Here is an 8,750-nt window from a genome sequence, read left to right as displayed (position 1 = left end):
TTTAATCGCGAAGGGGGCGTTATGGAGAAAGAAGCAGCAAGGGGCGAATATGTAGGGCCGGCTGAGCAGGTCGTGCAGTATTCCGACATCGGCACGTTCATGCCTGTTGGATATTATCGTCCCATTCCGATCGTCTGGTTTGCCGGGGCCTGGTTCGCGCAAGTCGGATTGCTGCTGTTCCTGTTCGTCCTGCTGCTGGGCAAGCCCATGGCCTATACGCTTTTGACCTCGGCGCTCGTGAGCTTCGGGATCTGGCGCTGGACTTTCGGAAGAGGAATGTCCGAGGCTTCCACCGGCTGGAAGATCTTCACGACAGGCGCACTGCTATTCAACTGGCTACTGGTCGCATTTGTGGAATGGGCGGTCATTCAGGGCTGACAATCGCGCGGCCGGTCATAACCCGAGGGGCGGATAGTCTTCAGGCCGGTGTGAACGATTACAGGAATTTCACCGGCCATTGTCGCGGCACTGCTTTTCCAGCCGCCAACATTGTTCTAGCTGCTTGAGAATCGGCCTGTCGTAGCCGATTTGAAACGGGGGAAATCATGAAATTCACGAGCCTCGCCGCCATTGCGGCGGCGATGACGGCTGCCAGTCCGGTTCTGGCGGCGGAGCAGGCTGTCAGTTCGGCGGTCGTTGCCGCCCAACCCGCCTTGTCGGTGGCCCCGGCAGGCTCTCTCACGCTGCCGGCCAATTCGGAACTGACCGTGACGCCCAATAGCGAGGTGTCCTCGAAGTCCATGCGTGAGGGCGACGTCTTCACCATCACCACGTCTACGACGTGATGATGAACGGCTATGTGGTCATCCCCAAGGGCACGCGGGGACAGGGCAAGATCACGTGGCGGACCGGCAAGGGGGCGTTCGGCAAGTCTGCGAAGATGGATGTCACCATGGAGTGGCTGGAGATCGGCGGCCGCCGCGTCGTGATCGAGGGCAAGCATCGCCAGGAAGGGCAGGGCAATACCGCCGCGACCCTCGGTACCGTGCTTGCGGTAGGCGTGTTCGCGGGCTTCGTGACCGGCAAGTCCGCAGTCATTCCCAACGGCATGCAGTTGAAGGCCTATACGGCTGAGCCGATCCAGTTCCAGGCGGCCGGTCTCGCCCCGGCGCCGGTGCAGGCCGCTGTCGTTCCGGGTAGCGCTGTCGTCTCGCAGGGCACCTCGCCGGCGGTTGCGACGGTTTCGTCGGGTGATCACGCCCAATAAGGCGCACCCGGCAGGCGCGCCCGGCAGGATGGTATCCTTGCGGGCGGTGCCAGCGCAGCAAGAGGCGCCCCCGGCAATCCGGGGCGCCTTTTTTTGCGGAACAACGGGGCTATCCTTTTCGTTGTTCCGCGCATGAAAAACCTCCTCACCGCCTCCGTGCTCGCCGTCGCTCTTGCAGCCTGTTCGTCCGAGCCTGCGAAGGCGCCCGAGCAGGCTAGCGAAGCGGCGACATCTTCCGCCCTGCCGGACGAAACCGTTTCCGAAGCGCCGCTCGCCGCGCCCACCGATGGTGCTGCCGGCGCGAGGGTGCTGGCGCTGGAAGGGCTTGGCGATCTCCGGATCGGCGAGGCGGTGCCCGCCGGCTCGTCCTGGGCGGAGCGCGGTGCTCAGGCGTCCGATGCCTGCCGCACGGTGACGTCGCCGGACTTTCCGGGTGTTTATGCCATCGTGGAAAAAGGCAAGGTCCGGCGCATCACGCTTGGCCAGCGATCCGAGGTCAGGTTGGTCGAGGGGATCGGCGTCGGCTCCAGCGAGGCGGACGTGAAGAAGTGGTTCGCGGGCTTCCGCGAGGAGCCGCACAAGTATGAACCCGCCCCGGCGAAGTACCTCACCGCGCCCAATGCCAGAAGCGGCGATCCGGCCTTGCGGTTCGAGATCGGGCAGGATGGCAAGGTCAAGCTCATCCACGTCGGCACGATGCCGGTGCTGGGCTATGTCGAGGGCTGTTCCTGAGCGCCTTGGGCGGCTCTCCATTTTCCTACAGCCCCGCCGCTCCGGTAAGCGTGGGCGATGACCCGGGATTCCGCGCTTCTGCGGCTGATGGCGCGGCTCGACCGCGCTTGCGGCCGGTTTGGCGCGGGGGTGTGGGCATGACAAGGTGGCGCGACACATTCGGTGCGTTTCGTGTAAACCCGGCGGCCTCACTTCGAAGCACGAGAGATGCCCGCGATGAATCACTATCTGCTGACCTACCATCTCGCGCCGGACTATCTGGAGCGCCGGCCGCAGTTCCGGGAGCCGCATCTGGCGCTGGCCTGGGCCGCGGCTGAGCGCGGCGAACTGGTGCTGGGCGGCGCGGTGGAGGACCCGGTGGACATGGCGCTGCTGCTCTTTGCGGGCGCGGGGCCCGAGGCGGCGGAGGCCTTTGCCAGGGCCGATCCCTATGTGACGGAGGGAATCGTCGAACGCTGGACAGTCAGGCGCTGGGCAACGGTGGTGGGCGAGCATGCCGCCCATCCGGTGCGCGCGGAGCGACAGGCGTGAGCGGGGCCGAGCTTGCCATCCGCTCCCGCCGGGCAAAGTTCAACCGCGCCATTGCCGAGGGGGATGCATCCGCCATCGGTCCGATCCTCGCGCGTGATTGCGTGATGGTCACGGGCACCGACAGCGCGCTGATCTCGGGCCGGATGGGGCAGATGAAGGTCTGGCGGCGCGAATTCGCGGGGACGGCGCGGCTGGTCTACACCCGCACGCCGAAGGAGGTCACGGTCTCGCCGGTGGAGCCGATCGCGATGGAGCATGGCCACTGGGAAGGGATCGACAGCACCTCCGACGTGCTGACCGCCTCGGGCACTTACACCGCCAAGTGGCGCGAACTGGGCGGTGAATGGGTGATCGAGGCGGAGATATTCCTGACCCTGGCTTGAGACGGGCCGCCTGTGTCAGGCCGCTTGAATCAGGCGCCTTCGCGCTCGGCGGCAAGGACATCGGCGGCGCTCCGGCGGCGCGGGCGGCGGCATCTGCGGCGGAATCGCGGACAGGCGGCGCAGCGGGACGGGCAGGGGCGCCCATCTGCGGGGCGGAAGGCTGCGGCGCGTAGCCGCGCGGGCCGGGCTGCGCGAAGGAGCGCTGCGGCGCGATGAAGGGGCGGCCCTGCTCGGCGTAAATGCGCTCGTCATCCTCGTCACCGCGCCAGTGGCGGCGGGACGGGGCGGCGCTGTCGTCCTCTACCCAGCCCGAACCGTCGAGGATGACCATTCGGCCGCGCGGCGGGCCGAACCCGGAATGGTCGGAAGCGGCGTAGTCGCCTTCCTCCTCGCCGGGATAGTCGCGAGGGCCGGGCATCTGCTCGTCGGACAAGGCGTAATCCTCGCGGTCGGCCCTGCTACCTGCGGCATAGTCGCCATCATCGTGCCTGGCGCCGCGCGAGCCGGAGAGCGCATAGTCCTCGGGGAACTTCTGCATTTTCCCGGTGGTCATCCCTGCGGCGACGATGCCCGCACCGACGCCGCCGGCAACCAAAACCAGAACCCACTTTCCGAAACCCATTTCAACTCCAACGGCATGGCCTGCCTCACCTTCCACTATAGGACTAAACGAGCCGCCATGTCGGTGAGGTGAATGCATGTTTAAGAACCGAACCGACGCCTACTCGCTGACCCCCTGCTGGTTCACGCGCGTGCACGAGCCCGACGGGCGGCGCGAGCGGGACGACGACGGCACGCTGGTCTGCACCTGCCGCTACTGCCGCAAGCGCATTCGATCACGCGGCGGGGACAGGTGGAACCTGGCCGACGGGCTCGATCTCGATGCGCTGGCGGCATCGTGCATCTCCAGCCATTTCAGCGTCGTGGACGTGGACGATGGAATGATCCTGGCGCGCTACCAGCTTCCTGCGGGCGCGGACGAGGCGGCGATTGCGGAAATGCGCCAGAACATCGCCGCCAAGCATGGCGTGGAACAGGGAGACGGGATCGAGATCCGCCTCGTCCGGCACGAGGACGTCCTCCAGAAGCGCCATTGACCCGGTAGCGGGTTAGAGTTTCAGGCTTGAGAGCGCGCACGAAAAAGGGCGCCTTCCCTGAAGGAAGGCGTCCTAATTCTTCGGTGGCCCGAGACTTACTGGCCCGAGAGTGCCGCTTCAGCCAGAGCGCCCTTGGCGTCGGCGAGGCGGAAGTTCACGTTGCGCGAGTTGTAAGTGCCGGTAACGCGGTTGCCGCTCACGTAGAGACGGAAGGGAACCTGACCCGAGGCCATGCCTTCGATCACGGTAACCTTGCCCTTCTGCTCGGTCGTGTAGTTGTAATGCACGCCGTCGTGCGAGAAGCTGCGGGGATCTTCAGCGTGAGCGGCGGTGGTGGCAAGGGCGGCGAAAGCGGCGCCGGCGGCGAAAACGGTCTTCAGCATGGCAATGTCCTTTGTAGGGGATAGGAGATTGCCTCGGGCACCTCTTATCTTGTTGCGGTGCAACATCGCTATCTCGCACCATCGTCGCAATGGAATTACTTGCCACCGGTGTTGCGTTTACTGCATCTGCTGAAAATTCCCCGCCAAGTGATGATGTTAGCGCTATCGTAAAATGAGCCCGGCGTTCTCGGAGCCGAAAAATTCAACGATTCCGCATGGGACCGGCGTTCTCTTTCGGCCGAATCATCTCAGAGGGCGAATGTGAGGGCGGTTTGCGAAGGCCGGCGATTGCGTCTTTTGCGGTGTGGCCGTAGATATCGCGGCATGGAAGTGACCCGTGCTGCCTTGCAGCGTATCGCGCTTGGCCTGATGTCGAGCATCGTCCTTGCCGGGTGCCATGGCGGCAACCATGCGAAGGACATGCCCGGCGACGCTGACGATCACGCACCGTTTCATGCCATTTCGGCGGAAGATCACGTTCGCTTCACCGGGACCGAGCCGTTTTGGGGCGGGGATGTCTCGGGAACCCGGATGACCTATTCCACGCCGGAAAACCCCGGCGGCGATGTGATCGAGGTCAGCCGCTTCGCGGGCCGGGGCGGTCTATCGTTCAATGGTGAGGCGAAGGGCGTGCAGATGACGCTGGCGATTACGGCGGGCTCTTGCAGCGATGGAATGTCGGATCGCCGATATCCCTTTGTGGCCATGCTGAAGATCGGGGAAGAAACGCGCAGCGGCTGCGCCTGGACCGATCGTCAGCCGCCGATCGGCGGTGAAGGCTCGGCTGCGGGCAGGCCTTGACGCTGCGCCCGGCCCGGGCGCCGGAACCATCGGTGCCGGCAACTTGCGAATCCGGGCTGGTTGAATCTCCGCTACCCGTATCCGTACCGGCAGGCAGGCACGCACCAGCCAGGGCGCCGAGGGTAACGGCGGCGGCGATCGCACCCAGAACATTCGTCGACATCGGCAATGGCGTTCTCCGCTTTCCCTCTCGCTATGGTTGAACGCGGGGAAACGCGGGCTGTTCCGTGGTGCGATCGCCTGAGGGGCCTTATCGCTTGCGCACGAACTCGGCGCGCAGCACGAGGCCCTTGATGCCGGGATACTTGCAGTCGATCTCCTGGGCATCGCCGGTCAGGCGGATGGACTTGATGAGGGTGCCCTGCCGAAGCGTCTGGCCGGCGCCCTTGACCTCGAGATCCTTGATGAGCGTGACCTGGTCACCATCGGCCAGAAGGTTGCCGACGGCATCGCGCACCTCGACCGCGTTCTCGGCGGCGCGCTTCGCCGCAAGTTCCGATGCGGGCAGCCATTCGCCGCTTTCCTCGTCGTAGACGTAATCCTCGTCGTCGCCTGCCATGGTGGTCCTTCCGGTTGGGAAGCCCGCCATGGCAGGGACGGGATCGGAGTTCTAGCCTTCGAGCGACTTTTCGAGGGTGATCTCGCAGTTGAAAAGTTTCGAGATCGGGCAGCCGGCCTTGGCTTCGTCAGCCAGCTTCTCGAACTCTTCCGCGCTGATCCCGGGAATGCTGGCCTTGAGCGTGAGCGCCGATTTGGTGACGGCGAAGCCGCCGTCGGCACTGTCGAGCGTCACGGTGCACTGGGTGTCGAGCGTGCCGTCCGCATAGCCGGCCTTGGCCAGGGCAAAGCTCGTGGCCATGGTGAAGCAGGCGGCATGCGCGGCGGCGATCAGTTCTTCCGGGTTGGTGCCGGGCTGCCCTTCGAAGCGGGTGCCGAAGCCGTAGGGCTGTTCGCTGAGGACGCCGGAACGCGTGGTGATCGCGCCTTTGCCCTCCTTGCCGAGGCCGAGGTAACGGGCGGAAGCGGAATTCGTGGTCATCCGGGTGTCCTTTTCCAGTGTTCGCAGAAGGGGGGTATGCTTCGGATCGGCCAACGCGGCCGGCCCGGACCTGTTCCCGATTCGCGAAGCGGCGAGGACCGATCCGGTGCTCAGGCGGGGTGAAGCGCCCTTGCGGCCACGTTTTCCACGTTAGCGGATGCAGCATCGACCCGCTTCCAGGCACGCTCGTGGAACCAGAAGGCTACTGCGTTGATGCAGGGTTCGACAAGCGCGATACCACCCGCAAGCGCCAGCGATCCCGTCATTGCATAGGCAACCGTGAAGCCCACCGTCAGATGAAGGCACAGGTAGGTCAGGGTCTTGGCAAGATCACGAGGCATGACGAATTCCTTTCGCAGTGCAAAATATCGGAATTGCGCGGGTTACGGCCAATGATCGCTTCCGATTTCTTTGATCGGCTGCTATGCATGACCAACAATAAGGACGGACCACAACGATGGTATCGTCCATGGGAAGAGGATGCTGTCATGGAGAAGTTCCTGGCAACATTGCAGGCTGGACTTGTCCTGTTTGCCGTGGCCTGGTCGGGCGTAGGCTCGGCCAGCGATACAGGTCGCCAAGCTGGCGATCTGAACGGCGCGGATACTGCCGCAATGTCGTCCGATGAGATGACGGGTGCTTACTTCATGCGGGATACCCTGGTTCCCCGAGCGGACGATCTCGCTCTTATCCAGCGCAAACCGGCGCTGTACGTTGCCAGCTTCAACGATGGCATGGCGACAGTGGCCTATTCGCTGGCGGAAGGGCGGATCGTCTATCGGGTGGTTTCAGGGACAGTGGACGATACTGCGCGTGACGCCATCGATCACGCACTCGTCAGGTTGCAGCGCAAGCTGGCCTGACAACAGGGAGTAATGCCGGGCGGAAACGCCAAGGCCGAGGGAAAGGGAGAAGGTCAAGGCGCGTCGGGCCACAGTCCGTCGCGCCTTGATGCCGTTCGGCCTGATATTTCCCGAAATGAACGTGACTTATGCCGCCCGCCTGCTGGACCGGATTGATGCGCCGCAGCATAAGGAAGCATGGAATTCGTTCACCAGTATGAGCGCGCGATCACCTGGATCGTTGCCCAGTGTCCCGCGCCGGACAAGTTCGCCCACACTTATGCGGGGCTGACGATCTGGTTGCTCACTGCGATACTCCTCAAGAAGAAGCTCAGCTCGAACTGGCCGCTCGCCGTGGTGGTGCTGGCGGAACTGGGGAACGAATATATCGACCGGCTCGCCCATGGCTCCTGGTCCTGGCACGACACGATCGGCGACGTGATCGCCACACTGTTCTGGCCCTTCGTCATTTCCTTCGCGATGCGCCTGCGGCCTGCCATTCGCGGCTAGGTTATTGCCGCCGCCCCGGGAAAGAGGGATGCTCCGCCGGGAATCGAAGCCGATCACAGCGGCGAAGGAGAGAGCCCGATGCGGAATCGAAACTGGCGTGTGGCGGTGGCAGGCGCCGTGCTTGTCCTGATGGCGGGCTGCAAGGGCGGCGCTGAGCCCGGCCCGGGCGCTTCGCCGACCATTTCGCCGACCATGTCGGAAGATGCTTCGCCCGCCGCCGTCGAGGCGACCGAGGCGGTAGACTCCGGCGCGCCCGACAGTCTCTCGGTCTATGTCGGCAAGTATCCGCTCGACAAGGTGGGTGCGTACGGCTTCTTCGATCACCCCAAGGTGCAGGAGGGCGTGACCCGTGCCGTCACCGATCCTCGCGTGGCCGGGGCTATCGCGGCGATGGAGGGGCCGGTCGGCCCGGTCCTGCGCAAGGATAACGACATTGCCGCCTCGCGGTGCGAACTGCACAACTGCGGGGCGCACAACTACGCCATCCACGTCGATGCGACGACGAACGAGGTCACTTCGGTCTGCTACTATGACGAGAAGGCCGGGCCGATCGCCACCTGGTACAAGCCCGATGGCGCAAAGGTCAGCGAAGGAGGGGGCTGCTCCGTCGGGTGAACCGGCGCTGGATCATCGGCCCGCCTCGCTTCACCCTCATGCCGTCTGGCCGGGCTCCCATTCGGGCGCGGCCAGTTCGAAGCCGCCGAAGTGGAAGCCCGGCGACACCACGCAGCTTACCAGTGCCCAGCCGCCCAGCGGCTCCGCAGCCTGCCAGTGCCCGGTGGGAACGAGCAGTTGCGGCGCTTCGCCACGGAGCAGATGCCCGCCCAGCACATGGCGCTGCACCGGGCCGGTGTCCGCCGGGGCGATGGAGAGGGCGATGGGCGCTCCGGCGTGCCAGAACCACAGTTCCTCCCCGTCTACCCGGTGCCAGTGCGAGCGCTGGTGGGCTTCCAGCAGGAAATGGATGGCGGTGGCCAGCGGTCGCCCGCCTTCCATGGTCGGGGGCAGCGCCGCCGCGGTCACGGGCGCCGTCCAGGTCCGGCCGTACCAACCGCCTTCGGGGTGAGGCTTGAGCCCGAGCCGGGCGATCAGTTCGGCGGCTTCTCCGTTCGGTTCGGCGACAGGGGATGTCATCGTGGCCTTTCGTCTGATGAAGGGTTCGCGGCTACCCCAATGAAGGCTATTCAGGACGCCTTCACAACCCCTCAACAGGTTCAAGGATTCG

The 8,750-nt window shown here is 64.8% G+C and carries 17 protein-coding genes; 12 read left to right on the top strand and 5 right to left on the bottom strand.

The features are described from left to right. Positions 1 to 21 precede the first annotated feature (21 nt). The 8 genes from ADT71_RS10070 to ADT71_RS10035 all read left to right on the top strand — a co-directional run bounded on the left by ADT71_RS10070 (position 22) and on the right by ADT71_RS10035 (position 3,950). Complete coding sequence (locus ADT71_RS10070; protein ID WP_054436493.1) at positions 22 to 378, top strand: hypothetical protein; 357 nt, start codon at positions 22 to 24, stop codon at positions 376 to 378. 167 nt (positions 379 to 545) lie between these two features. Continuing rightward, positions 546 to 785 carry a hypothetical protein gene (locus tag ADT71_RS10065; protein ID WP_054436492.1) on the top strand — a complete coding sequence of 80 codons (240 nt, stop codon included), beginning with the start codon at positions 546 to 548 and terminating at the stop codon, positions 783 to 785. A gap of 2 nt (positions 786 to 787) precedes the next feature. Further along, positions 788 to 1,207 carry a hypothetical protein gene (locus ADT71_RS10060; protein ID WP_156336545.1) on the top strand — a complete coding sequence of 140 codons (420 nt, stop codon included), beginning with the start codon at positions 788 to 790 and terminating at the stop codon, positions 1,205 to 1,207. Positions 1,208 to 1,339: 132 nt separating this feature from the next. After that, complete coding sequence (locus ADT71_RS10055) at positions 1,340 to 1,939, top strand: hypothetical protein (protein WP_054436490.1); 600 nt, start codon at positions 1,340 to 1,342, stop codon at positions 1,937 to 1,939. A 216-nt stretch (positions 1,940 to 2,155) separates the two neighbouring features. Beyond that, positions 2,156 to 2,470, top strand: coding sequence for a YciI-like protein (locus ADT71_RS10050; protein WP_054436530.1), 315 nt, complete (start codon positions 2,156 to 2,158; stop codon positions 2,468 to 2,470). Further along, positions 2,467 to 2,853 (top strand): DUF4440 domain-containing protein, encoded by a 387-nt coding sequence (locus ADT71_RS10045; protein WP_054436489.1) that lies wholly within the window; start codon positions 2,467 to 2,469, stop codon positions 2,851 to 2,853. The genes ADT71_RS10050 and ADT71_RS10045 overlap by 4 nt, the downstream gene beginning before the upstream one ends. A 358-nt stretch (positions 2,854 to 3,211) precedes the next feature. Then, positions 3,212 to 3,547: a hypothetical protein gene (locus ADT71_RS10040; RefSeq protein ID WP_054436488.1), complete on the top strand. Its 336-nt coding sequence runs from the start codon at positions 3,212 to 3,214 to the stop codon at positions 3,545 to 3,547. A 4-nt stretch (positions 3,548 to 3,551) separates the two neighbouring features. Further along, complete coding sequence (locus ADT71_RS10035; protein ID WP_054436487.1) at positions 3,552 to 3,950, top strand: hypothetical protein; 399 nt, start codon at positions 3,552 to 3,554, stop codon at positions 3,948 to 3,950. Positions 3,951 to 4,045: 95 nt separating this feature from the next. Here the strand turns inward: ADT71_RS10035 and ADT71_RS10030 are convergent, their stop codons facing one another. Next, positions 4,046 to 4,333, bottom strand: coding sequence for a hypothetical protein (locus ADT71_RS10030; protein WP_054436486.1), 288 nt, complete (start codon positions 4,331 to 4,333; stop codon positions 4,046 to 4,048). 324 nt (positions 4,334 to 4,657) lie between these two features. Here ADT71_RS10030 and ADT71_RS10025 point away from each other — a divergent pair, with 324 nt between their 5' ends. After that, positions 4,658 to 5,134 (top strand): COG3650 family protein, encoded by a 477-nt coding sequence (locus tag ADT71_RS10025; protein WP_054436485.1) that lies wholly within the window; start codon positions 4,658 to 4,660, stop codon positions 5,132 to 5,134. Between the two features lie 250 nt (positions 5,135 to 5,384). Here ADT71_RS10025 and ADT71_RS10020 read toward each other — a convergent pair whose 3' ends face one another. From ADT71_RS10020 to ADT71_RS10010, 3 genes are all read right to left on the bottom strand, one after another. Continuing rightward, positions 5,385 to 5,693, bottom strand: a complete 309-nt coding sequence (locus ADT71_RS10020) for an alkylphosphonate utilization protein (protein WP_054436484.1) — start codon at positions 5,691 to 5,693, stop codon at positions 5,385 to 5,387. A 51-nt stretch (positions 5,694 to 5,744) separates the two neighbouring features. After that, positions 5,745 to 6,173 (bottom strand): OsmC family protein, encoded by a 429-nt coding sequence (locus tag ADT71_RS10015; protein ID WP_054436529.1) that lies wholly within the window; start codon positions 6,171 to 6,173, stop codon positions 5,745 to 5,747. A 110-nt stretch (positions 6,174 to 6,283) separates the two neighbouring features. Further along, positions 6,284 to 6,514, bottom strand: coding sequence for a DUF2061 domain-containing protein (locus ADT71_RS10010; RefSeq protein WP_054436483.1), 231 nt, complete (start codon positions 6,512 to 6,514; stop codon positions 6,284 to 6,286). Between the two features lie 51 nt (positions 6,515 to 6,565). Between ADT71_RS10010 and ADT71_RS10005 the strand changes: the two genes are divergently transcribed. The 3 genes from ADT71_RS10005 (at position 6,566) to ADT71_RS09995 (ending at position 8,140) form a co-directional block, all read left to right on the top strand. After that, positions 6,566 to 7,036: a hypothetical protein gene (locus ADT71_RS10005; protein WP_231635781.1), complete on the top strand. Its 471-nt coding sequence runs from the start codon at positions 6,566 to 6,568 to the stop codon at positions 7,034 to 7,036. 177 nt (positions 7,037 to 7,213) lie between these two features. Then, on the top strand, positions 7,214 to 7,525 hold the full coding sequence (locus ADT71_RS10000) for a hypothetical protein (RefSeq protein WP_054436481.1): 312 nt from the start codon (positions 7,214 to 7,216) through the stop codon (positions 7,523 to 7,525). 78 nt (positions 7,526 to 7,603) lie between these two features. Then, positions 7,604 to 8,140 (top strand): hypothetical protein, encoded by a 537-nt coding sequence (locus ADT71_RS09995; protein WP_054436480.1) that lies wholly within the window; start codon positions 7,604 to 7,606, stop codon positions 8,138 to 8,140. A gap of 36 nt (positions 8,141 to 8,176) precedes the next feature. Here the strand turns inward: ADT71_RS09995 and ADT71_RS09990 are convergent, their stop codons facing one another. Next, positions 8,177 to 8,659 (bottom strand): cupin domain-containing protein, encoded by a 483-nt coding sequence (locus tag ADT71_RS09990; protein WP_054436479.1) that lies wholly within the window; start codon positions 8,657 to 8,659, stop codon positions 8,177 to 8,179. Between the last annotated feature and the right edge of the window lie 91 nt (positions 8,660 to 8,750).

The organism is Novosphingobium sp. ST904 (assembly GCF_001298105.1).
Classification (GTDB): domain Bacteria; phylum Pseudomonadota; class Alphaproteobacteria; order Sphingomonadales; family Sphingomonadaceae; genus Novosphingobium.
The sequence above is the reverse complement of the archived record's forward strand: the minus strand, read 5'-3'. Positions and strand labels throughout refer to the sequence as shown.

Coding starts and splice junctions, on each gene's coding strand:
- ADT71_RS10070 (WP_054436493.1), top strand. CDS start 22: ATGGAGAAAGAAGCAGCAAGGGGCGAATATGTAGGGCCGGCTGAGCAG.
- ADT71_RS10065 (WP_054436492.1), top strand. CDS start 546: ATGAAATTCACGAGCCTCGCCGCCATTGCGGCGGCGATGACGGCTGCC.
- ADT71_RS10060 (WP_156336545.1), top strand. CDS start 788: ATGAACGGCTATGTGGTCATCCCCAAGGGCACGCGGGGACAGGGCAAG.
- ADT71_RS10055 (WP_054436490.1), top strand. CDS start 1,340: ATGAAAAACCTCCTCACCGCCTCCGTGCTCGCCGTCGCTCTTGCAGCC.
- ADT71_RS10050 (WP_054436530.1), top strand. CDS start 2,156: ATGAATCACTATCTGCTGACCTACCATCTCGCGCCGGACTATCTGGAG.
- ADT71_RS10040 (WP_054436488.1), top strand. CDS start 3,212: ATGGTCGGAAGCGGCGTAGTCGCCTTCCTCCTCGCCGGGATAGTCGCG.
- ADT71_RS10035 (WP_054436487.1), top strand. CDS start 3,552: ATGTTTAAGAACCGAACCGACGCCTACTCGCTGACCCCCTGCTGGTTC.
- ADT71_RS10030 (WP_054436486.1), bottom strand. CDS start 4,333: ATGCTGAAGACCGTTTTCGCCGCCGGCGCCGCTTTCGCCGCCCTTGCC.
- ADT71_RS10025 (WP_054436485.1), top strand. CDS start 4,658: ATGGAAGTGACCCGTGCTGCCTTGCAGCGTATCGCGCTTGGCCTGATG.
- ADT71_RS10020 (WP_054436484.1), bottom strand. CDS start 5,693: ATGGCAGGCGACGACGAGGATTACGTCTACGACGAGGAAAGCGGCGAA.
- ADT71_RS10015 (WP_054436529.1), bottom strand. CDS start 6,173: ATGACCACGAATTCCGCTTCCGCCCGTTACCTCGGCCTCGGCAAGGAG.
- ADT71_RS10010 (WP_054436483.1), bottom strand. CDS start 6,514: ATGCCTCGTGATCTTGCCAAGACCCTGACCTACCTGTGCCTTCATCTG.
- ADT71_RS10005 (WP_231635781.1), top strand. CDS start 6,566: ATGATCGCTTCCGATTTCTTTGATCGGCTGCTATGCATGACCAACAAT.
- ADT71_RS10000 (WP_054436481.1), top strand. CDS start 7,214: ATGGAATTCGTTCACCAGTATGAGCGCGCGATCACCTGGATCGTTGCC.
- ADT71_RS09995 (WP_054436480.1), top strand. CDS start 7,604: ATGCGGAATCGAAACTGGCGTGTGGCGGTGGCAGGCGCCGTGCTTGTC.
- ADT71_RS09990 (WP_054436479.1), bottom strand. CDS start 8,659: ATGACATCCCCTGTCGCCGAACCGAACGGAGAAGCCGCCGAACTGATC.